The 21,976-nt window shown below is 65.6% G+C and carries 23 protein-coding genes, 1 tRNA gene and 1 pseudogene; 6 read left to right on the top strand and 19 right to left on the bottom strand.

The window, feature by feature from the left end:
• Nucleotides 1-3: 3 nt before the first annotated feature.
• The 12 genes and pseudogenes from B133_RS0115040 to B133_RS0114985 form a co-directional block, all read right to left on the bottom strand.
• Nucleotides 4-540, bottom strand: a complete 537-nt coding sequence (locus B133_RS0115040; RefSeq protein ID WP_018602257.1) for a hypothetical protein — start codon at nt 538-540, stop codon at nt 4-6.
• A gap of 431 nt (nt 541-971) precedes the next feature.
• Nucleotides 972-2,762, bottom strand: a complete 1,791-nt coding sequence (locus B133_RS0115035) for an NAD-binding protein (RefSeq protein WP_018602256.1) — start codon at nt 2,760-2,762, stop codon at nt 972-974.
• Nucleotides 2,763-2,773: 11 nt separating this feature from the next.
• Entirely contained in the window at nt 2,774-3,157 is a 384-nt protein-coding gene (locus tag B133_RS0115030) for a DUF6394 family protein (protein WP_018602254.1), read from the bottom strand.
• Nucleotides 3,158-3,261: 104 nt separating this feature from the next.
• Nucleotides 3,262-3,486, bottom strand: a pseudogene (locus B133_RS24455) (nitroreductase family protein); the annotation flags it as partial.
• Between the two features lie 672 nt (nt 3,487-4,158).
• Nucleotides 4,159-5,712 carry a succinic semialdehyde dehydrogenase gene (locus B133_RS0115020; protein WP_018602251.1) on the bottom strand — a complete coding sequence of 518 codons (1,554 nt, stop codon included), beginning with the start codon at nt 5,710-5,712 and terminating at the stop codon, nt 4,159-4,161.
• Between the two features lie 209 nt (nt 5,713-5,921).
• The gene (locus B133_RS0115015) at nt 5,922-6,710 is read right to left on the bottom strand and encodes a hypothetical protein (RefSeq protein ID WP_018602249.1); all 789 of its coding nucleotides are present in this window, start codon (nt 6,708-6,710) and stop codon (nt 5,922-5,924) included.
• Between the two features lie 106 nt (nt 6,711-6,816).
• The gene (locus tag B133_RS0115010; RefSeq protein ID WP_018602247.1) at nt 6,817-8,277 is read right to left on the bottom strand and encodes a trehalose-6-phosphate synthase; all 1,461 of its coding nucleotides are present in this window, start codon (nt 8,275-8,277) and stop codon (nt 6,817-6,819) included.
• Nucleotides 8,278-8,442, bottom strand: coding sequence for a hypothetical protein (locus tag B133_RS24105; RefSeq protein ID WP_018602245.1), 165 nt, complete (start codon nt 8,440-8,442; stop codon nt 8,278-8,280). It lies immediately after the preceding gene.
• A gap of 47 nt (nt 8,443-8,489) precedes the next feature.
• A complete protein-coding gene (locus tag B133_RS0115000; protein ID WP_018602243.1) occupies nt 8,490-8,873 on the bottom strand; it encodes a hypothetical protein in 384 nt (127 codons plus the stop codon).
• Between the two features lie 98 nt (nt 8,874-8,971).
• Nucleotides 8,972-9,289 carry a hypothetical protein gene (locus B133_RS0114995; RefSeq protein ID WP_018602241.1) on the bottom strand — a complete coding sequence of 106 codons (318 nt, stop codon included), beginning with the start codon at nt 9,287-9,289 and terminating at the stop codon, nt 8,972-8,974.
• A 58-nt stretch (nt 9,290-9,347) separates the two neighbouring features.
• Nucleotides 9,348-9,692 carry a hypothetical protein gene (locus B133_RS0114990; RefSeq protein ID WP_018602240.1) on the bottom strand — a complete coding sequence of 115 codons (345 nt, stop codon included), beginning with the start codon at nt 9,690-9,692 and terminating at the stop codon, nt 9,348-9,350.
• A gap of 317 nt (nt 9,693-10,009) precedes the next feature.
• Nucleotides 10,010-10,897: an NAD(P)-dependent oxidoreductase gene (locus B133_RS0114985; protein WP_018602239.1), complete on the bottom strand. Its 888-nt coding sequence runs from the start codon at nt 10,895-10,897 to the stop codon at nt 10,010-10,012.
• A gap of 130 nt (nt 10,898-11,027) precedes the next feature.
• Here B133_RS0114985 and B133_RS0114980 point away from each other — a divergent pair, with 130 nt between their 5' ends.
• A complete protein-coding gene (locus B133_RS0114980; protein ID WP_018602238.1) occupies nt 11,028-11,642 on the top strand; it encodes a M15 family metallopeptidase in 615 nt (204 codons plus the stop codon).
• A 226-nt stretch (nt 11,643-11,868) separates the two neighbouring features.
• Complete coding sequence (locus B133_RS0114975) at nt 11,869-13,011, top strand: cellulase family glycosylhydrolase (RefSeq protein WP_026256468.1); 1,143 nt, start codon at nt 11,869-11,871, stop codon at nt 13,009-13,011.
• 115 nt (nt 13,012-13,126) lie between these two features.
• Here the strand turns inward: B133_RS0114975 and B133_RS0114970 are convergent, their stop codons facing one another.
• Nucleotides 13,127-14,035, bottom strand: coding sequence for an RNA polymerase sigma-70 factor (locus tag B133_RS0114970; protein ID WP_018602235.1), 909 nt, complete (start codon nt 14,033-14,035; stop codon nt 13,127-13,129).
• Between the two features lie 122 nt (nt 14,036-14,157).
• On the opposite strand from B133_RS0114970, the gene B133_RS0114965 reads away from it, so the two are divergent.
• The gene (locus B133_RS0114965; protein ID WP_018602233.1) at nt 14,158-14,520 is read left to right on the top strand and encodes a DoxX family protein; all 363 of its coding nucleotides are present in this window, start codon (nt 14,158-14,160) and stop codon (nt 14,518-14,520) included.
• A gap of 491 nt (nt 14,521-15,011) precedes the next feature.
• On the opposite strand, the gene B133_RS0114960 is transcribed toward B133_RS0114965, so the two are convergent.
• From B133_RS0114960 to B133_RS0114950, 3 genes are all read right to left on the bottom strand, one after another.
• Complete coding sequence (locus B133_RS0114960) at nt 15,012-15,416, bottom strand: HNH endonuclease (RefSeq protein ID WP_018602231.1); 405 nt, start codon at nt 15,414-15,416, stop codon at nt 15,012-15,014.
• A 47-nt stretch (nt 15,417-15,463) separates the two neighbouring features.
• Nucleotides 15,464-15,535 (bottom strand) — tRNA-Thr (locus B133_RS0114955).
• Nucleotides 15,536-15,557: 22 nt separating this feature from the next.
• A complete protein-coding gene (locus tag B133_RS0114950) occupies nt 15,558-16,580 on the bottom strand; it encodes a hypothetical protein (protein WP_018602230.1) in 1,023 nt (340 codons plus the stop codon).
• A gap of 141 nt (nt 16,581-16,721) precedes the next feature.
• Between B133_RS0114950 and B133_RS0114945 the strand changes: the two genes are divergently transcribed.
• Together B133_RS0114945 and B133_RS0114940 are read left to right on the top strand one after the other, a co-directional pair.
• On the top strand, nt 16,722-17,441 hold the full coding sequence (locus B133_RS0114945; RefSeq protein WP_018602228.1) for a response regulator transcription factor: 720 nt from the start codon (nt 16,722-16,724) through the stop codon (nt 17,439-17,441).
• A gap of 33 nt (nt 17,442-17,474) precedes the next feature.
• On the top strand, nt 17,475-18,917 hold the full coding sequence (locus tag B133_RS0114940) for a cell wall metabolism sensor histidine kinase WalK (RefSeq protein ID WP_036419256.1): 1,443 nt from the start codon (nt 17,475-17,477) through the stop codon (nt 18,915-18,917).
• Here B133_RS0114940 and B133_RS0114935 read toward each other — a convergent pair.
• The 3 genes from B133_RS0114935 to B133_RS0114925 all read right to left on the bottom strand — a co-directional run bounded on the left by B133_RS0114935 (nt 18,877) and on the right by B133_RS0114925 (nt 20,548).
• Nucleotides 18,877-19,293 (bottom strand): HIT family protein, encoded by a 417-nt coding sequence (locus B133_RS0114935; RefSeq protein ID WP_018602224.1) that lies wholly within the window; start codon nt 19,291-19,293, stop codon nt 18,877-18,879. The genes B133_RS0114940 and B133_RS0114935 overlap by 41 nt on opposite strands.
• A 61-nt stretch (nt 19,294-19,354) precedes the next feature.
• Entirely contained in the window at nt 19,355-19,960 is a 606-nt protein-coding gene (locus B133_RS0114930) for a TetR/AcrR family transcriptional regulator (protein ID WP_026256467.1), read from the bottom strand.
• A gap of 12 nt (nt 19,961-19,972) precedes the next feature.
• Complete coding sequence (locus B133_RS0114925; RefSeq protein ID WP_018602220.1) at nt 19,973-20,548, bottom strand: EspA/EspE family type VII secretion system effector; 576 nt, start codon at nt 20,546-20,548, stop codon at nt 19,973-19,975.
• 123 nt (nt 20,549-20,671) lie between these two features.
• Between B133_RS0114925 and purD the strand changes: the two genes are divergently transcribed.
• A complete protein-coding gene (purD, locus tag B133_RS0114920; RefSeq protein WP_026256466.1) occupies nt 20,672-21,940 on the top strand; it encodes a phosphoribosylamine--glycine ligase in 1,269 nt (422 codons plus the stop codon).
• The last annotated feature ends 36 nt before the right edge of the window (nt 21,941-21,976 follow it).

The raw sequence follows: 21,976 nt of genomic DNA, 5'->3' as shown, positions 1-21,976 counted from the left end.
GTGTTACACCGCAGGCAATCCCACCCGCAGGGCGATTTCCTGCATATTTCCCACGCTGGTCACCACCTGCGGTGATGTCGGTTCACCGGGGGCGCTGTCGAACTCCAGCCGAACCAGTACGCGGTCGCTAGTGAACATCAGAAGCGTCACCGCTTTGGCGCCGTCGGGAGAGGTGCCGGTCAGGATGGTGCCGTCCGAACCGACCGGAAACGGTTGCGGTGGCCCGCCGGTGACGATGGTGCTGACCGCCGACGACGCTTGTCGCAATGTGGCAGTGGCGGTAGCCGCATCGGGATAGATCAGGATCGTGTCGGCGATGGCCTTGGTGTCGTCGGTGTTGACGAAGAACACACTGGCGCCGCGCATACCGTTCGGGTCGGTATTGGACGACCTGACCGTGAAGGTGTCCGGCGGAATGCTCACGTCGGCAGCCGTCAGCAGCAGGCGGCTGTAGTCGATGCCGCCCGGCTTCGTCAGTGCGCCGGCAGCCGGCGGGGTTGTCGCCGCCGACGAACCATTCGTGGTTGTGGTGGGCGTCATACCCCAACGGGCGGCGGAACCGGGATCAGAGGAATTACAACCCGCCGCCGAGATGGCGACGATCGTGGCGAGACCTGTAGTGAGTACGTATTTCAGCGGCGATGACGTCGAGAAGGACATGATTACTGTTCACAGTACGCGTGGCCATGAGCGAGTGCCCGGCCCAAGCAGGCGGACTGCGGTATATGTGAGCGATATCGCTGTATTCGTGCGATGGCCGCGTGCCCAGCGCGAACCCGACTGCCCCCGCGAAGATCGGGGGCGAACGGAACCTCGAACTACTCGAATTCCTTTGGCGCCCAACAGATGTCGATATCGAACCCGACTTCCTTTGCGGTGCAGGCCAATCCGGTCAGATGCTCGAGTCCGCGGCCACGCCGAGGGTGGGCTTCATCACTCGCCCGCCCGTTTGGTTGCCGACCAGCTGAATGTCAGCCCGAACTGCGGGCGAGTTTGCGCCAGATCCAACTCGACGGCACATGCCGTCCGTGCAGGACGTACTCCCGGGTCGCGTCAATCAGCAGCGTCGCATCGAGCAGACGGCGCGCGGACGGCCATCCGACGAGTAACAACTCGTCGTCAAGGCCCACCACAGCGTTGTCGTCCGGCGCAACGTCCACCTCTGTGCTGTCGGCACGCGCGAGCAGCAGCGGGACCGCATGCAACCGCTCGTCGCGGTCGTCCGGGCTGCGCAGCAGGTCGCCGAGCCGTAGGCCGCCCCCGCGCAACGCCGTCTGGAGCGCTGGGGCTTCCGTCGCGGTCAGTCGTACTTTCCACACCGCCTGCAGGTTTTCGCCACACAACTGGGTGAGGCGGTCGATGACATCGGCGGCCCACTCATTGTCGAGTCGCGGTACCTCTTGCAGGAACCGCCACATCAGCGGCGCGGAGAGCTGTGCGTACACCTCGTGTGCGACAACGTCGGCAGGGACGAACAGGGAGTCCACATCGACAGCGGCAAACAGCGGTGCGCTGGTCGGCTTGTTCTGCCGGGCCGCGATGAACAGCGTCGGATTGGCCCGCCGGGCCGCAGCGATCAACGAAAGGTTGGTGGTGTCGTTGCTCGTTCCCGCCACGAACCCGCTCGCGTTCTCGATACCCGCGCGGGCCAGCACGCCCGGTTCATAACCGTGCCCCACGATTGATTCCGGGTCGTCGTCCGTCACGCTCTGCGGTTCCACCACAGTGACGTCGAGTCCCTCAGCGCGTAAGTCGCGAGCAATTTCGCGCCCGAAGCGCCCGTACCCGCAGATCACCCACAAACCCTGCGGCGGCGGGGCTCCCCGGGGTGGCAACGGAGCTCCGGGCCCACTTTCCAGCCAGGTCATCAGCTGGTAGGACGCGGGGGCGCGCAGCGCAACGCTCAGGTGATCGCCGAACCGATCGAACGGGTTGACCACCGTGGGCGCACCGAAGGCACGCATCCGTTCAGCCGTGATGGGCGAGACCGCCTGGGTGATCACCTGCAGATCCGGCCGCAGGAGAGCCACCGCCTGCACGACGGCGAGGTTGATCTCGTCGTCGTCGGTGAGCGCCAGTACCCCTTCGCAGGAGGGCAGGTCCATACCGGCGACGGTGAGGTGTTCGGGGTCGCCAGCGTCTGCCGCCAGGCCTGGCACATCTGCGTGATATGACGCCAGCTCCAGGTTGGCGATCCGGGTGTCGTCGCGGTCGAGCACCACGAATCGCCGCCCCAATGCGTCCAGTGAGTCGGCCAGCAGCTCGCCGGTGCGACCGTAACCGGCGATAAGGAGGAACGGTTCGCGCATCCGTTGCACCTTGCGGGTGAAATGCTGCAGCGCCAGGGCTTGCCGGAAGCTGCGCTCCTGCAGCAGCGCGAGCAGCGACCCGATCGCGTACGCCCAACCCACCACGGTGAGGTAGATCGAGATCGTCAACCACATCCGCTGGTTGTAGCTGAAGGCGTACGGAATCTCGCCGAAGCCGATGGTGGAGGCGGTGTAACTCATGACGTAGAACGCGTCGAAGAACCCCATCCGCCAGGGTCGCCCCGCCGAGTCCTGGCCGGGGATCAGGGTGAGACCCATCGTGCTGACCGCGAAAATCACGATCAGCACGATCAACGGTGCCCGCATCCGGCGCATGACCAGGAAGATCGATGCCGACGCCCGCCCGGACGTGGACAGCGGAATCCGCCACCGCGGCGGGCGGCGCGCCGGTTCCGCTTTGAACATGCGTGCCCAGAACAACGTCAGGCTCACGGCTGATCCATCTACCGGCGGTGAAATGACACGGTTTCGACCAGCAACAAGGTCACCGACACGATGTTGGCGATCAGCGCACCGCCGGACAGCGAGACCACGCTCGCTGTTGCTTCCCGCGTCACGTGCGCGGTCACGTAGGACGCGTATCCCCAGACCAGTGTCGCCGCGATCAGCTGGAGGTCGGCGACCAGGCTCGTAGCCAGGTGCACCGCCCCGATCTGGGTTCGGTCACCGAACTTGAGGACGGTCGCGATGAGGTTGACGACGACCGCCGCGTAGAGCTCGTAGCTGTTGTGCACGCCGGGGTCGTCGATGTCGCCGATGAAGAATCCGAAGTTCAGGGTGGCGGCGAACAATACGAAGAATCCGAAAACGACTTTCTCGAGATTCATCCGCCATCCCCATCGACCGGTGTACGTGCCCATCGATCGTAATGACATCGTCGTGAAACGTTTGGGTAATTCGGCAGGTCAAGACACCATGCCAGGGTGTCGCCGATTCCGAGTTGTTCGCGGACGATCTCGGGATAACCGGCCATGGATATCTGCACGCAGCTGTCCAAACCTCGCGCGGTAAGGGCCAGCAGGAAGGTCTGCAAGAACATCCCCACGCCGAGGCTGTCGGCATGGCCCAGTTCATAGTGAATGCAGACGACACCGGCCAGCGGAGCGCCGAAGAACGTCCAGTTGCGCAGCACCGCAAGGCGTCTGGCTTCGGTGTCATTGTGGACGGTACCCGGGCGAGCTCAAGGGCTTCGTCGACGAGTTCGCGAGGCACGGGTTTGTCCGGCAGGAACAGCCGCCTCGAGGTCGTACCTGGCTCGGAACGGTATGGGCCGTGGGTAGGAACCGGGGTAGTGGCTCTGTGGAGATCCCGTAAAAGCTGTGTAGTGGTTAGGTTTTCGCTATGGTTCGGTTAGGCGGCCTTCCCGAACAAGAGCCCTATTAGATAGGCTTAATAACTGTGATGATGAGGAGGAGGTGCATGGTATGGCACGACGCAAATTCCAACAGCGGGTGATCGGTGGGGTGGTCGCCGGCGGAGCGCTCTTAGCCTGCGCGCTCGGCTTGTCCGGTGTCGCCGATGCCCAGTCGGCACCGGTGCCTGCGAGTGTCCAGCTTGGGTCGGCTCCGCTCTTCCCGCCCCCTCCGCCCCCGCCTCCGCCGCCGCCGTTCTGGGGGCCGCCGCCGCCGTTCTGGGGACCGCCTCTGCCGCCCCCGGGGCCCCCGCCTCCGCCCCCTCTGTTCTAGGGGCCTCCGCACCGGCGTTGGTGTCCCGAACATGACTGAGGCCCTGCTTTTTCCGGGACAGCTGATTTCCCCTCGCGAGCAGACGCGCAGGCACCCTGACACGCCGCTGAAGCGGGACCTGCGTGTCTGCTCGCGAGAGAAGGTTAACGTCCGGGCAGCTTCTGCACAGCCTGGATCAGCGGTGTGAAAGCCTTTTGCCACAAGGTCTGCGGAATCCGCAGCGGCGGATCCAGGTTCAGTACGCGCGCGGTCGAAATGGTCTGTGATTCAGTGTATTTGAGAATTCCGTCGGCGCCGTGGCGGCGCCCGACGCCGGAGGCCTTCATGCCGCCCATCGGGGCGGCGGTGCTCCCGAATGCCAGCGCATAACCCTCGTCGACATTGACCGTGCCGGAATTGATCCGGGCGGCAATCGCCTCGCCTTCGGACTTGCTGGCCGCCCACACACTGGCATTGAGCCCGTACTCGGTGTCGTTGGCCTTCGCGATGGCCTCCTCGACGGAATCGACCGGGTAGATCGCCACCAGCGGGCCGAAGGTCTCGTTGCGCCCGCACTCCATCTCGTCGGTCACGTCGGTGAGCACGGTCGGCTCGAAGAACAGCGGACCGATGTCGGGCCTGGCGTTGCCGCCGGCAACGACCTTGGCGCCCTTGACCTTTGCGTCGGCGACATGACCCGACACGGTCTTGACCTGATCCTCGGAGATCAGGCTGCCCATGTCGGCGGTGAAATCGTATGCGGGGGACAGCTTCATGTTGCGCACCCGGTTGGCGAACTTGCGGGTGAACTCATCGGCAATCTCGCGTTCGACGTAGATGCGTTCGATCGAGATGCACAGCTGACCCGCGTTGGAGAAGCATGCGCGCGTCGCGGCCTTGGCCACCACATCCAGGTCGGCGCCCTTGGTGACGATCATCGGATTCTTGCCGCCAAGTTCGGCCGAAAAGCCGATGAGTCGGCGGCCGCACTGCTCGGCCAGCGACCGGCCGGTAGCGGTGGAGCCGGTGAACATCAGATAGTCGCAGTTCTCCACGATCGCGGTGCCCACCACCGAACCGGGGCCCGGCACCACCGCGAACACATCGCGCGGCAGGCCTGCCTGATACAGCAGTTCGGCGTTGGCCAACGTGCAGTACGGGGTCTGGCTGTCGGGCTTGACCACCACGGCGTTGCCGGCCAGCAGCGCTGGAATGGAATCCGAAATCGACAGTGTCATCGGGTAATTCCATGGTGAGATGACCCCGATCACGCCCTTGGGGTGGTGATTGACCACGGTCTTGACGACACCGGGCAGCAGCCCCTGGACGCGCTTGGGAGCGAGTAGCTTCTCCGCCTCGCGCGCGTAGTAGCGCGCGTTCAGAATGATGTCGACGAGCTCTTCCTGGGCGGCCGAGCGGGCCTTGCCGGTTTCCGCTTGCGCGACGTCCATCAGGAATTCACGATTCTTGGCCACGAGCTCGCGGTACCGCTCGATGATCGCGCAGCGTTCCTTGACTGGGCGCTTGGCCCACGCGACCTGCGCGGCCCTGGCCTTGGCGAAGGCCGCGGTGACATCGTCGGCAGTGCCGACCGGAATGGTGGTCAGCTCCTTGCCGGTGAACACTTCGTCGATCGGTTTGGTCGGGCGCGCATCCAGGTTGTCGATTGCGACGAGCTTGCGGAGCCGGGCGAAGTCGGGGGTGGACGGAGCGGGCATCGGGACTCTCCCTACTGGCCAGTAACTACGGTTGTGCCCAACCTACCCGGTACCGGCGGTCCGGCCAACCCTCTTGGGAGCCGACAAATCCGCGAAACTTCGTCTTTCGGGGACAAGTCAGTCCGACCGTCATCGAGATCGGTGCCGATGACCTGCATCGTTACTTGAATTTCGCGGTAGCCCGCCGCGCCGACGCTACCGGGCAGCAATCACCGGGACTGTTCTTCGGCCGTGGGGGACAGCTTCTTGACGACGGCGCTCCCGACGATGCCGACCGCGATCATGCCGATTCCGAGCGTATCGGGCAGCGCGTCGGTGACCCAGCCGAAGATGCCGGCGATCAGGATGAACATCGGCAACCAGTCGAACAGCTTCACCAGTGACGGCGCCGGTTCAGGCTCGCCGCGGCGGGCGGCGTCCCTGGCGCCGGCGAAGTCGGGATAGAACCCGGTGAACGAGATCGCGAAGAAGATCCCGGCGAGCTGCAGTACCCAACCGGTCCAGAAATTGTTCGCGTCGTGCAGGACGGCGTCACCGATCAACCCGACCACCGCTGCGAACGTGAAGGCGCCGGCCCATACCGCCGAGATGACGTAGTTGATCCTGATGAACAGCGGCGTATTCCAATATTCCTCGGGCGCTTGTTCTTTCGCATACGGCAGGGTGAAGGGGCGGCGGATCACAATCGTCGTGACGACGAAGAGCGCCAAGGCGATGTTCGTGAGTTCGCCAGCCCAGAGTTCCATCCACCCGATGACCTGCGCGGAGGCGACCAGTCCCACGGCCGCCAGAACCGCGAAGAAGGCCGCGCCGAAGACATCGAGGGCATGGATCGCAATGCCGCGCCGACGTCCGAGCCACATCGTGAACAATGCCAGCCCCAAGGCGAAGCAGACGGCTTGCTCGAACCGGCCCGGCGACGATAGGACCGACATCAACACCCAAGGAGCGATGCCGGACAACGGCGATTTGAGATATCCGTCCAGAAACGTCGTCATGGCCTAAGACCCTATTGCCATCTTGGTCAAAATGTGATGAAGCGCTGGCGCCCGTGCGCATGTTCACCTTCTAATCGGGCGCGCGAGGAGCCGTCAGCGGGCCGACCTACTCCTGGTGCGCCGTGCCGGTCGTGGCCAGGGCATCGAGGAACGCGCGTGCCCAGCGGTCGACGTCGTGGGCCAGCACCTGGCGGCGCAACGCCCGCATCCGGCGCCTACCCTCCTCGGGCGTCTGCATCAACGCAGCCTCGATAGCGTCTTTGACACCCTCGAGATGATGAGGGTTGATGAGGTAGGCCTGTCGTAATTCGGCCGCCGCCCCGGTGAATTCACTCAGCACCAAGGCGCCGCCCAGGTCGCTGCGGCAGGCCACGTATTCCTTGGCCACCAGATTCATACCGTCGCGCAGCGGGGTGACGAGCATCACATCGGCGGCGACGAAGAACGCGATGAGTTCATCACGCGGCACGGGCCGGTGCAGGTAATGCACGACCGGGTGGCCGACCTCCCCGTACTCGCCGTTTATGTGACCGACCTGCCGTTCGATGTCCTCACGCATCGCGATGTAGCTTTCGACGCGCTCGCGGCTCGGGGTGGCCAGTTGCACTAGCACGGTGTCGTCACGCTTGACGCGGTGCTCGTCGAGCAGCTCGGAGAACGCTTCCAACCGGACGTCGATGCCCTTGGTGTAGTCGAGCCGGTCCACCCCGAGCAGGATCTTGCGGGGGTTGCCGAGCTCAGCACGGATCTGCCGGGCCCGCTGCCGGATGGTGCGATCGCGGGCCTTGGCGTCGAGTTCCGCCGAATCGATGGAGATAGGGAAGGCGCCTACCTTGACTATGCGAGAGCCGTACTGCACCTCACCGAAACGCGACCGCACGCCAATGTTGTGGCGTGAGGTGTTCGTCCCGATGAGGCGACGTGCCAGCACCAGGAAGTTCTGAGCGCCCCCGGGCAGGTGGAAGCCGACGAGGTCGGCACCGAGCAGGCCTTCGATGATCTCGGTCCGCCAGGGCATCTGCATGAACAGTTCGACCGGTGGGAACGGGATGTGCAAGAAGAAGCCGATGGTGAGGTCCGGTCGCAGTATCCGGAGCATCTTCGGTACCAGCTGCAGCTGGTAGTCCTGGATCCACACCGTGGCGCCGGACGCGGCGGCCCGAGCTGTCGCCTCGGCGAAGCGCTGGTTCACCTCGACGTAGCTGTCCCACCACTCCCGGTGGTACTCGGGTTTGACGATCAGATCGTGGTACAGCGGCCACAACGTGGCGTTCGAGAACCCCTCGTAGTAGTCGGCCACGTCGGTGGCCGACAGCTGCACCGGGTGCAGTCGCAGATCGTCCTGGACGATCGGTTCCTCGTCGCTGTCCGGAATGCCGGCCCAGCCGATCCAGGCGCCACGACGCTTTCTCAGCAGCGGCTCCAGGGCTGTGACCAGGCCACCCGGACTGCGTTTCCACCTCGTGGTGCCATCGGGTAACCGCTCAAGGTCGATGGGTAGCCGGTTGGCCACCACAACGAAATCGGACTCCCCGGAGGCAGCTGTCAGACTGCCTTCCGGAGACATTTACGCCTCGATTTTCGACGGTCCAATACCGAGCATCGACAGGAACATCCGGCATTCGTCGGCGTCGGTGGCATAGGTAGCCACCACCCTCCGGGCCTGGCTGGCGGTGCTGTCGGCTAACGGTTCCACATCGCCGATATCGGCGGGATCAGATTTTGCAGGCATGGGACAACTCTAGGCGACCGGGCCCTGCCCGGTCGCCTAGCCGCCGATCAGCCGATGGAGCCGGTGACCGTCGGGCTGCTGCCGACGGACGAGTTCGGCGACGGCTGCGAGCCCTGCTGCTCTTCGGACAGGCCGATGCACTCACCCGTGTTGCCGCCGGTGCACGGAATCGAACCGCCGCCGCCGGGCTCGCTGACCGATGGCAGCGACGGGTTGCCCGTGGTATCGCCGATCGCCGCCCCACTGTTGGGCGACGTGTGCGGCACGCACTCACCGCTGTAGAGGTCCTCTTCCTCGCCGCCGGGGCATGCGACCGCAGGAGCCGACGACATCGGCAGGGTGCATACGGTGATCACCGGGGCAGCGGCCGCGACGACCGCGAATCCTCCAGCCAGGATCAATCGTCGCATCGAGAACGGGAAGGTCGCCATCGTCACGCTTTCTATAGTTATTCGACTGCTTGCTGACGAATTCTACGAAAGCTTGGAGCAGTCTGCATCGGTTATCCGTGTTGTCTGGGAGTCTGAGGCTACGGGCTTGCGCTGATCGTCGAACGGGGCACGGCCGCTGGTCCTTCGGATTCGGCATCCTCGGCCAGTCCGATGCATTGCCCGGCGTTGCCGCCGGTGCAGGGCACGCCGTCGATCGCCGCAATGTCCGGATTGCCCGCAATGGGGGAGAACGGAGACGACGTGTTCGGCACCATGAAGGGCGTGCACGTCGTCGTGAAAACGTCCTCCTCCTCACCGTCGGAGCACGTTGCATGTGCGGCAGGGGACGAGAAGAGTAGCGCCGAACCGGCGACGACCGCCGCGAATCCGGCGACCGCAGTGAGACGTAGAATCACACTCGGCAGCTTATAGCTGCCGAGTGCTTTCCTGCACGCGGTCTGGGGATCCGCTGTATCAGCCGATGGAACCGGTCACGGTCGGGCTGCTGCCCACGGTCGACTGTGGAACCGGTTGCCGCCCCTGCGCCTGCTGTTCCTCGGAAAGCCCGATGCACTGACCGGTGTTGCCGCCGGTGCACGGGATCCCGGCGACCTGCGGGAGCTCGGCTGGCGACGGCGTGTTCGGCGCAATATCCGCGATGCATACCCCCGTGAAGGTGTCCTCGGACTCACCGTTGGGGCAGTCGGCCAACGTGGTGGCCGGCAGAGTCAACACGGTCAATGTGGGGGCGGCGACGATTGCGAACGCAAGTCCTCCCGCCACGATGAACCGGCGTGCTGAAAGCTGGGAAAAGGCCATGAGTCTTACTTCCTCTAGAGTGCCTGACCAGTTTGCTGACTGCACGGTTGCGATGGTCGCTCCATCGCTGGCCACGATGTCTTCTGGTACTGCACAGGCTACGCTTTACTAGCGAAAAGTGTCGCACGATCAAGTGTGTCCGGACGGGCTGCAGCGGCCTTCTGTGAGAACACTGTCTAGTTGCTGTCGAATCGGTGACAGGCTCCGGTATGGGAGACACGCAGTGCGCAGTTTGTTAAGTGCCGGCGGCCGTCATGGGCTGCGCCGGGATCCCGATATCTCAGAGATGCGGCGGCCGCTCTTCCTCTCCGACGGATCTAGGCCGGATGTTCGGATCCGGCTTCCCATGCGCTCAGTGCGCCTATTGCCGACCAGTCCAGCTCGCCGCCGCCAGTGGCCAGCAGGGTCAAGAACCGGTCGCGCAGCAGGCTCGCCACCGGTAGTGGCACGCGCAGCCCCTCGCCTGCGCTCAGCACGAGGTTCACGTCCTTGAGGCCGAGCGTGGCGGCGAAACCCGCCGGGCTGAACTCCTCGCGAGCCAGCAGTCCACCGTAGGTCCGGTACACCGGGGCATCGAACAGAGTGGAGGTCAAGATCTCGAGGTACTGCTGTTTGTCGATGCCCGCCTTGCCGACCAACGCCATCGCCTCACCGACGGATTCGATCACCGAGGCGATCAGGAAGTTGCCGCTGAGCTTCACCAGGTTGGCGGCTCTCGGTTCCTCGCCGAGTACGAACGTGCGCTGCCCGATTGCGTCGAGCAGTGGCGTCGCCGCTTCCACCGCCGCAGGCACACCGGCCGCCACGACGAACAGCTTGGCCGCTGCCGCCGCCTTTGGACGGCCGAACACCGGTGCGCTGACGAAGACCTGGCCGGCCTCGGCGTGGGCTTCGGTGAGGCGTTCTGCCAGCTCCACGCTGATCGTCGAAGACGAGATGTGCGTGGCGCCGGCAGGCAGCTTCGCGAGGATGCCGTTGTCCCCGAACGTAACTGATTCCACCGCATGGTCGTTGGCGAGCATGGTGATCACTACCTCGCCGCGGCACGCGTCCTCGACCGAGGCCGCGGGGTGTGCACCCTTGGCGGCCAGCGCGGCCACCTTGTCGGGTGACCTGTTGTAGGCCGTGACTTCGTGACCCGCCGTGAGCAGATTGGCGGCCATGGCCGCACCCATGTTGCCCAGGCCGATGAATCCGATCCTCATACCTCCACTTGTACCGGCTGCGTTTGGCGGCGGGGGAAAGATGAGGTTTCCGTCGGTGGCGCGGGCCGTCACGAAAGCTTTGGCGGACAGGTCCCTTGGGGTGTGGCGGCCTGGATCTAGGCTGGCCGGTATGCGTCCCATCGCGTTCGGCCTGGTGCTAGCTGCGGCTGCCGCGCTGGCTTCGGCGCCCGCGGCGTCAGCCGTGCCCGCAGCTGCCGCCGGCCTCGTCGACGTACGCACGGTGGTGCCCGACGCGATCGTCGACCTGCGGTACGCCACCACCGACAACTTCGTCGGCCAGCAGCTCTACCCTGCCGACGCGCACTGTCTGGTACACGAGTCGATGGCCGCCGGGCTGGCCGCGGCCGCCGCGGCGCTACGACCGGACCGGCTGGTGTTCTGGGACTGCTATCGGCCGCACGAGGTGCAGGTGCGGATGTTCGACGCCGTTCCCAACCCCAACTGGGTGGCGCGCCCGGGTACGTCGGCGCGCAGCCACGAGGCAGGCCGGTCGGTTGACGTGACCATCGCCGGAGTCGACATGGGGACCGGGTTCGACGACTTCTCGCCGCGCAGCCTGGCATATGCGACCGAGGGTGTCAGCCCTGCCGAGCAAGCCAATCGAGCCCGGCTACGGCAGGCGATGCAATCCGGCGGGCTGACCGTCTACTCGGGAGAGTGGTGGCACTTCGACGGGCCCGGCGCCGCCGATCCCCGGCCGTTCCTCGACGTACCGCTCGATTGATCCAGGCTGGACCCGAACGGGTATGGCAGGGTGTTCCTTGGGATGACCGGCAGCGCAGCAGCTTTCGCCGACAGCCACCTCTGAGGTAGCGTCCGTCGAGCTCGGGGTGGATGCCGGCTCGCGTGGACAGCGTATCCGGCCCTGATGGATAACGATTTGAAACCTCAACGATTTCAAAGTGATACGAAACACGAAGCGTGTCCTTCGCGCACACTACGGTCACTTGGTGCACCGTCGAACGGCCTTGAAAATTCCGCTGGCGCTGGCAGCAGCGTCGGCGTTACCTGCCCTGTCGGCGATACCTAGGGCCAGCGCCGACACCGGGCGGTGGACGGCCGACCGTGCCAACGCGTGGCATCAAGCGCAAGGATGGCTCGTCGGCGCGAACTACATCACGTCAACCGCGATAAACCAGCTCGAGATGTTCCAGCCGGGCACCTACGATCCTCGCCGGATAGATGCTGAACTGGGTGCGGCCCGCCTGCTCGGGTTCAACACGGTGCGGGTTTTTCTGCACGATCTACTGTGGGCGCAGGATCGTGGTGGATTCCAAAGCAGGCTAGGTCAATTCGTCGGCATCGCCGCGCGCTATGGCATCAAACCCCTGTTCGTCTTCTTCGACTCCTGCTGGGATCCTTTCCCGCGGCCCGGTGCCCAACGCGCGCCCCGGCCGGGTGTGCACAACTCCGGCTGGGTGCAGAGCCCGGGCGCCGAGCGTATCGCCGACCCGCGGTACCGCCGCGTGCTCTACGACTACGTGGTCGGGGTGATCAGCCAATTCCGCAACGACGACAGGGTATTGGGCTGGGATCTGTGGAATGAGCCGGACAACCCCGCGGGTCAGTACAGTGCGGTCGAACGCAAAGATAAGCAGCAGCAGGTCGGGGCGCTGCTGCCGCAGGTGTTCCAATGGGCACGGTCGGTCAATCCCGCGCAACCGTTGACCAGCGGTGTCTGGCAGGGGAGCTGGGGCGCCGGTAACCGCAGCGCGATGAGCGGGTTCCAGCTCGACAACTCCGACGTCATCACGTTCCACTCCTACGGCACCCCTGAGCAATTCGAGGCCCGCATCGGGGAACTGGAGCCGTTGGGGCGGCCGATTCTGTGTACCGAGTACTTGGCCCGCACACTCGGCAGCACCATCGAAGGAGTGTTGCCCGTCGCGAAGCGGCACAATGTCGGTGCCTACAACTGGGGGCTGGTCGCCGGGAAGAGTCAGACGTACTTCCCGTGGGATTCATGGAGCCATCCCTACAAGACGCTGCCGAAGGTATGGTTCAGCGACCTGCTGCAGCCCGACGGAAGACCCTATCGGGACAGCGAATACCAGACCTTTCGCAAACTGGCCAGCACTCCGGGCGTGACATAGAACTTGGGGCCGCGGCCTGTCAGCGAATTCGATGGCAGCAGAATCGATTTCGATGCTACGGCCGCCGTGTCGATGCCAGTCCGGCGCGAATATTCGGTGGTCTGGTAATTCGTGCTCATCGAGCCGGCCGCCGGGCCAACGGGGATAGCGGGAAGCCAAGATGGTCCAGCTTGTCGGGGTTGATCACCGAGCGGATCGTGCAGATACTGTCGCCCTCGACGTCCACGGTCAGCACATTGATGAGCCCGCCGTCGGGATCGAACATCAGCAGGCCCGGCTGACCGTTGACCGGCGAGCGCTGGAACCGGGCGCCGATACCGTGATAGGCGTGCACGATGCCGGCCAGCACCCGCTGTACCCGGTCGCGCCCGAACACCGGTCGCGGTAGGCCCCGGCCCGTGCCACCGCCGTCGCCGTAGAAAGCCACGTCTTGCGCGAGTAGTTCCACGAGATTCTTCAGGTCGCCGTGCTCTGCGGCGCCGAAGAACCGGTCGGCCAGTTCGGCGCGGTGCGCGGCGTCGACATCGAAACGGTGACGGCCCGCCTCGATGTGTCTGCGCGCCCGGTTGAGGAGCTGCCGGCAATTCGCGGGTTCCTTGTCGACGATGCGGGCGATGTCGTCGTAGTCGTAGGCGAACACCTCGCGCAGCAGAAACACGGCCCGCTCCACCGGCGAAAGTGTCTCCAGTAGCACCAGGAATGCCATGGACAACGAATCTGATGTCGCCGCCAGTTCCGCGACGTCGGGATCGGCTGAGATGAGCAGCGGCTCCGGAAGCCAAGGGCCGATGTAGGTTTCGCGCTGCACCCGGGCTGAACGCAGGTGGTCGATGGCCAGCCGCGTGGTGATCGTGGTCAGCAGTGAGCGCGGCGAATCCGCGTCACCGCCGCGGTCCAGATAGTCGAAGTAGCGCAGGTACGCGGCCTGCACCATGTCCTCGGCGTCGGTGACGCTGCCCAGCATCCGGTAGGCGATCGAGAACAGCAGCGGCCGCAGCTCGGTGGGATCTTCCTGGTCGGTCATGGCACCTCCCTGTCTTCTCCATAGACGATCCGGAGAGCGCATCTGTGACACCGGCGCGCATGTCACAGCCGACGGCGGTCGTTCGTCATCAGGTCTGCACACTCAGAAGAAGGGATACGACCATGAACACCGCACTGTGGACCGCGCAACTCGTCCTGGCCGCGATATTCGCGTTGTCCGGCACCGCCAAACTCACCATGAGTCGTCAACGGTTGCTCGCCACCGGTCAGACCGGGACCGCCATGTTCCCCCTGCCGGTGGTCCGGTTCACCGCGGGCATGGAGTTGCTCGCGGTGACCGGGCTGGTGGCGCCGGGGCTCACCCGAATCGGTTTGGTACTCACCCCGCTTGCGGCTGCCGGTCTGTGCGTGGTGATGGTCGGCGCCGCATGGGCACACAGCCGACTGCACGAGCCGCGCAGCGTCATGGTCAACGCCGTGCTGTTCGGGCTGGCCGCATTCGTGTTCATCGGGCGGTTGGTCTAGCGAGTGATTCGGTAGCGCACGTGCGTCGCCAACGGCGAGTGCTCGGTCTCGACGAGCTCCAGCTCATTGACCGTGGTGTCGGGTCGACCGGGCCATGTTCGGGACAGTCGTAGCCGCCGCCCTCCATCTCGATGGGCTCGCGCTCGCAATGCCTCAGCACGGAAACCGGTGCGTGGTAAGGGGGTTCGTCACCCCACCAGCCACGCCACTGCTCACCATCGGTGGCCCAGTCGCCACGGATCGGTCCGAACATGTTGCGCCCCATTGCATATGCTCCGCAAGGACGCAACAGGTACGCGGTCCAACGGGCGTCGACGTAGTGCTGGGGCAGATCGAGGTGCCATCGATGCAGCCGCATCCCGCCCCGGCCGATCGGGTTGTCACGTGACTGGTCGGGGCCTACGACGAAGCCGTCCGACGAGATGGATATGTGTGCGGTGGTGAAGGTCATGTACGAGTAGACCGCCGGCGCTGGCGAAACTCGTCTGCCTCTAGTAGGACTGCCCGTTGGCATACCGCTCGCGACGGTAGTGACGCCCTCTGCCGCGGTTGCGGCTCTTGTACGTCGGCAGCTGGGAGTCACAGTTCGGGCAGATCAGCCGCAGGTTTTCCCGGCGGTTGTTCGTCGGGTCGCCATCGATGTGGTCTAACACCAATACCAGCGGAAGCCCCTGCCATGTGGTGGCTCCGCCGCAGATCGCGCAGCAGCCGGACTGGGCGGTAGCGAGAAACTGCCGAATGTAGTGACCGCGGCGGCCGTCGATCCACGCTTCGCCGGTCTCGAGCCACCGTTTCGTGCTGGCCTCGCGTTGGACCAGTGCCTGACATGCGTTGCCGCAGTAGACCTTTTGGCTGCGCTTCGTCAGTGGGGAACCGCAGCCCGGACATAACCTCATGAGCGGACACTAGGACGTGGTACCGACAAAGTGCCGCACCGGCTTTGAGCCCCCGGTCAGGATTGAACTGACGGCCTTCCGCTTACAAGGCGGGTGCTCTACCACTGAGCTACGGAGGCGGACGGCGTCTATCTTAACGGGTCACATGTCTTGGTCGATGACCCGCTGGGACGCGACCACACGGGCTGCGGTGCGGCGGCGTTGCCGGGACAGTGGGATGCGGTCGGCGATATTGCTCAGCGGATTGACCACCGCGGTCAGGGACAGCACCGCGTCGTGCAGGGTGTCGACCATCGGTGCCAGCGCTTCCAGGCCGGGCACCAGGCGGTTGAGGGTGTCGGAGAGGTCGACGAGCTTGGCCAGCGGCCCGTCCGGATCGGCCAGGGTCTCCAACAGGCCGCCTTCGGCGAGCAGTTTGTCGGCGACGCCGTCCTCGCGCAGCAGGCGCTCGATCAGACCGTCGTCGGAGAGCAGCTGATCGGCCAGCCCGCCGGGGGAGATGACCCGCGACAGTGCGCCGTTCTCGGTCGTCAGCCGGTCCATCAGACCGCCTTCGGCAGTGATTTGGTCCACCAGCCCGCCTTCTTGTAGCGCGCGGTTGACGGGTCCGTTCTCGGCGAGCAGTTTGTCGGCGACCCCGTCCTCACGCAGGATCCGCTCGACGATGCCGTTCTTGGCCAGCAGCCGGTCGGCCAGCCCGCCGGGGGCCAGCACCCGCGAGACGGCACCGTCCTCGGCGGTCAGCCGGTCGGCGAGCCCGCCGTCGGCAGTGATCTGATCGACGAGGCCACCCTCGGCCAGCGCGCGCGACACCGGTCCGGTGTCGGAGTTGAGCCGATCCAGCAGGCCGCCCGGTTTGGTCAGCTGATCGACCAGGCCGCCCGGTTGCAGTAGCTGATTGAGCGGGCCGTCCGGAGCGAGTGCCCGCCCGATCGGTGCATCGTCGTCCATCAGGTGGGCCAGCCGGTTTGCCCGCTCTACGGCGTCGTCGAGTCCGAGCAATCCGGCCACCGAAGGCTTACCTTGGATGGGGTTGGCGTCGTTGAGGGAACGTTGCACGACGTCGAGGGTGCCCCCGGCGATACCGAGGCCGAGGTCAGCGATGGCAAGACCGACCTTGACCGGGGCGGTGGCAACCTGGACCAGGGTCTTGCCGAGGTTCATGGCGCCAGTCTAGGGGCGGGTGGGCGATGTCTCCCCGGGGGTTTTCCCGGCACTAGTTTTCCCGGCACTCTGGGGAAAACTTTCAGGAAGCTCACAGCTGGCGTGCAGGATTACGTCATGCGGCGGCGGCAACATTGCAGAATGGCCATGCCAGCAGTACCCGAGAGCGTCCCTGAAGCCCGGATCCTCGTCGTCGACGACGAGGCCAACATCGTGGAGTTGCTGTCCGTCAGCCTGAAGTTCCAGGGCTTCGAGGTGCATACCGCGTCCAATGGCGCGGCCGCACTCGACAAGGCCAGGGAAGTTCATCCGGACGCGGTCATCCTGGACGTGATGATGCCGGGCATGGACGGCTTCGGCCTGCTGCGCCGCCTGCGCGCCGACGGCATCGACGCGCCGGCACTGTTCCTCACCGCGCGCGACAGCCTGCAGGACAAGATCGCCGGGCTCACCCTCGGCGGTGACGACTACGTCACCAAGCCGTTCAGTCTGGAAGAGGTGGTCGCCCGGCTGCGGGTGATCCTGCGACGGTCTGGCCGCGGCGTCGAAGAAACCCGCAATGCCCGGCTCTCCTTCGCCGACATCGAACTCGACGAGGACACCCACGAAGTGTGGAAGGCCGGCGAGCCCGTCTCGCTGTCGCCGACGGAGTTCACCCTGCTGCGTTACTTCATCATCAATGCCGGCACCGTGCTGTCGAAGCCGAAGATCCTCGACCACGTGTGGCGCTACGACTTCGGTGGCGACGTCAACGTCGTCGAGTCCTATGTCTCCTACCTGCGCCGCAAGATCGACACCGGTGACAAGCGTCTGCTGCACACGCTGCGCGGGGTCGGCTACGTGTTACGTGAGCCGCGCTGAGCATCCTCGGTTCAGCGGCATACTGCATGAGTGGTGTTAGACCGGGTTAGCCGCGCGCGCGGGCAGGGTGTGCCCCTGCGGGTTGGGCTGGTTGCCGCCGCGCTGGTGCTGGTGGCGTGTGGCCTGCTCGCGTCGGGCATCGCAGTCACGTCGATCATGCGGCACACCGAGGTCGATCGGATCGACCAGACATTGCTCGACGCGTCGCGCAGCTGGGCGCTGGAACCGCGTCACGCACCGTCCGCGCCGACGGAGGGGCCGAACCCAGCCCGGCCGCCGTCGAACTTCTACGTGCGTGGAGTCGACGAGGACGGTCGTACCTGGATCGCGATCAACGATCGGGAGGCCGAGCCCGCACTGCCCGACGACAACGACGTCGGACCGATTCCCGTGACCGTTGGGTCGATGGGGGGCTCCCATATCCAGTGGCGAGCGATGACGGTGCGATCTTCCGACGGTTCGCTCACCACGGTCGCGATCGACCTGTCCGACGTGCAGTCCTCGGTACGCGCGTTGATTTGGTCGCAGATCGGGATCGGTGCGGCCGTGCTGCTGGTCCTCGGCATCGCCGGCTATGCGGTGGTGCACCGTAGCCTGCGTCCCCTCGTCGAGGTCGAACAGACGGCTGCCGCGATCGCCGCCGGTCAGCTCGATCGTCGAGTGCCCGAACGTGATCCGCGGACCGAGGTCGGCCGACTTTCGTTGGCGCTCAATGGGATGCTCGCGCAGATCCAACGCGCGGTGGCGGCGTCGGAGGCCTCCGCCGAACAGGCGCGCAGCTCCGAGGAGCGCATGCGGCGCTTCATCACCGACGCCAGCCACGAACTCCGCACGCCGCTGACCACGATCCGCGGTTTCGCCGAGCTGTACCGGCAGGGTGCCGCCCGGGACACCGAGATGTTGATGGGCCGCATCGAGAGCGAATCCCGGCGCATGGGCCTGCTCGTCGAGGATCTGTTGCTCCTGGCGCGTCTGGACGCGCAACGACCGCTGGAACGCCGCCGCGTCGACCTGCTGACGCTGGCCACCGATGCCGTGCACGACGCGCAGTCCATCGCGCCGGACCGCAAAGTGTCCATGGAGGTGTTCGATGGTCCGGGGACACCGGAGGTGCTCGGTGACGATGCCCGATTGCGGCAGGTGCTCGGCAACCTGGTGGCCAATGCGCTGCAGCACACGCCGGAGACGGCGGGTATCACGGTACGGGTGGGCACAGAAGGGGACAACGCGGTGTTGGAGGTGTGCGACGAAGGTCCGGGCATGAGCCAGGAGGATGCGCGGCGGGTCTTCGAGCGGTTCTACCGGGCAGACACGTCGCGCACCCGAGCCAGTGGCGGCACTGGGCTGGGCCTCTCGATCGTGGATTCGCTGGTATACGCCCACGGCGGGACGGTGCGGGTGGTCACCGCCCCCGGCGAGGGCTGCCGCTTTACCGTCAGCCTGCCGCGGATTGCAGATCTGCCAGCGCGGCTGTGATCTTGGCCTGGGCCTCGTCGAGGGACTCCGGCGAGGGATTGTTGTCGACGTGGGCGAACCCGAAGTCGGACAGGTTGTAGGCGGGGAACACGTGCACGTGTAGGTGAGGAACCTCCAGGCCGGCGATGATCACGCCGGCCCGCTCCGCGCCGAAGGCCTTGCACACGGCTTTGCCGATCAGCTGCGACACCTCCATCACCCGGCCGAACACGGCCGGTTCGATGTCCTGCCAGTTGTCGATCTCGGCGCGGGGCACGACGAGTGTGTGGCCCTGGGTCATCGGGGCGATCGTCAGGAACGCGACGATCTCGTCGTCGGAATAGACGAATCGGCCGGGCAGTTCGCCGTTGATGATCTTGGTGAAGACGGTCGCCATGCCCCGAGCATAGTGAGCGCGGTGCCGATCGGATCAGTCGATCGGCCCGGCCATCTCGGCATCACTCGGTGGGTCTGGTCGTTGCGGGCTCTCCCAGGATGAGACCGACCACATAGGTGAGGTTGTCAGCGATCTGGTGGTGCGTGACGGCGCCACTGCCGGCATTGACCAGCGCGCCGAAGAACGTCGTCTCCAAGGCCGACACGATGCGTGGATCAGCGTCCGGGCCGACGGCGGAACGGATCCGTTTGTGGATCTCGGCGCCGATACGGTCGCGAACGGTGCGTACCGCCGGATCGCTGCCACCGCCGAGCAGCGCCGCCGTGCACGCCGCGGCGACTTCCGGTTCGTCGGCGACGACCAGCGTCAGGGCGCGCAACGTCTTGTCGACTCGCGTCGCCCCCGCGTCGTTGACATCGGTGAAAAACGGCACCTGGCTGACCAGGTAGAGATAGACCTCGGCGATCAGATGGTTCTTTGAAGAGAAGTAGGTGTAGGCAGTCGCCGGCGCAACCTTCGCGCGGGCGGCGACTGCGCGCACCGTGAGATCGGCATACGACGATTCGCGCAGCATCTCCATTCCGGCAGCCAAGACCTTGCGAAAGGTCTCTTCCTGTCGGCGGTTGCGCGGCGTTTCTGTGACTACTACCACGCCATTACTGGACACATGTCCAAGTTATCAGCGGAGTTCACCGATGCCGGTCCCGGCGGCTTCGTCCGGGCCGTGTCGGCCCGGAACTCGCGCAGGGGCGGGCGTGGCCTTGGCCCCAGCGATTTCGTCGTATTCCTTGGCGATGCCGCGGATACGCTCACCGATCGCGCTCATCTCGCTGTTCGACTGTTGGATGATGTCGCTGATCCGACCGAGGCCCTTGCTGGCGATGGCGAGTTTGACGTATTCACTGGACTTGTCGTTGGGGGCTGATGCTGCCGTGCTGGTGACCCAGTCGCGGATCTGGTCGAGATTTTGCCGGCCTGCGGTAACCACGGCTGCGGACCGGTCGACCTCGGCGGCCATCCGCTGATCGAGATCGGCGAGCTTGCCGTAGGCCGCCGCGTGCTGCTGGTTCTTGGCGGTGTAGGCGTCAGCGGCGGAACCTTGCCACCGCGAATCGGGAGTCGCGGCCTCGACAGCCGATTGCATCTGGCGCAGTTGCGAGCTGCGGTCGAATTCCGCACCGCTCTGCGGTACGCCGGAGCCGAAGGTGTTCCGGGCCTGATTCCAGGTCGAGTAGAAGGCGTCGAGCGCGCTCATTACCTCAGTCTAAGGGCGACGCAATGGCCGCAATGACGGCAGATTCGACCCATCGCCGCAGGTAGGCCACCGGTGCGTGGTGGCCGGCGTATGTCCGATGGTCTGCCGCTACGCTTTACCACCGTGCGCGTCCTCGTGATCGGATCCGGTGCCCGTGAACACGCCCTGCTCTTGGCTCTGCGCCGGGACCCGGAAGTCGAGGAGCTGGCGATCGCCCCCGGCAATGCGGGGACGGCGATCATCGCCGACCAATACGACGTCGACGTCACCTCGGGAGAAGCGGTCGTCAAGCTCGCCGAGCGACTGGGATCGGATCTGGTCGTCATCGGTCCCGAGGTGCCGCTGGTGCTCGGTGTCGCCGACGCCGTGCGCGCGGCCGGGATCGCCTGCTTTGGCCCGACGAAGGATGCGGCGCGTATCGAAGGCTCCAAGGCATTCGCCAAGGACGTCATGACCAAGGCTGGCGTTCGTACTGCGAGCAGCGAGATCGTCGACAATCCCGGACACCTCGACGCGGCGCTGGACCGGTTCGGGCCGCCCGCGGGCGAGGCCGCCTGGGTGGTCAAGGACGATGGTCTGGCCGCGGGCAAGGGGGTGGTGGTCACCGCTGACCGCGATGCCGCGCGGGCACACGCCGCCAGCCTGCTCGACTCGGGCCACCCGGTGCTGCTGGAGTCGTTCCTCGACGGCCCCGAGGTGTCGCTGTTCTGTGTGGTCGACGGGGAGACCGTGGTCCCGCTGCTGCCCGCACAGGATTTCAAGCGCGTCGGCGACGGCGACTCGGGACCGAACACCGGAGGTATGGGCGCCTACTCGCCGCTGCCGTGGCTGCCCGACGCCGTGACCACGCAGATCGTCGACGAGATCGTCAAACCCGTTGCCGCCGAACTGGTTGCGCGTGGCAGCTCGTTCTCAGGCCTGCTCTATGCGGGTCTGGCCATCACGTCGAACGGGCCCGCGGTGGTCGAATTCAACTGTCGCTTCGGCGATCCCGAGACACAGGCGGTGCTGGCGTTGCTGGAGTCACCGCTGGGACAGCTGTTGCGTGCAGCCGCGACGGGTCAACTGGCGTCGTTCGGTGAGCTGCAATGGCAGGACGCCTACGCCGTCACCGTGGTGGTGGCCGCAGAGAACTACCCGGGCCGGCCCCGGGTCGGCGACGTGATCACCGGATCAGAAGCCGACGGCGTGCTGCACGCCGGGACCGCGCGTCGCGACGACGGCGCCATCGTCTCCTCCGGAGGCCGGGTGCTGTCCGTCGTGGGCACTGGCCCTGACCTGTCAGCTGCCCGCGACGCCGCGTACTCGCTGGTCACGTCAATCAAGTTGCCGGGCAGCCACTTCCGTACCGACATCGCCCTCGCCGCGGCCGAAGGGCACATTAGCCTCTAGGCCTCACCCTCTACCGCGAGCAGACGCTGCGGTCCC

It is taken from the genome of Mycobacterium sp. 155 (assembly GCF_000373905.1).
Classification (GTDB): Bacteria; Actinomycetota; Actinomycetes; order Mycobacteriales; family Mycobacteriaceae; genus Mycobacterium.
The sequence above is the reverse complement of the archived record's forward strand: the minus strand, read 5'-3'. Positions and strand labels throughout refer to the sequence as shown.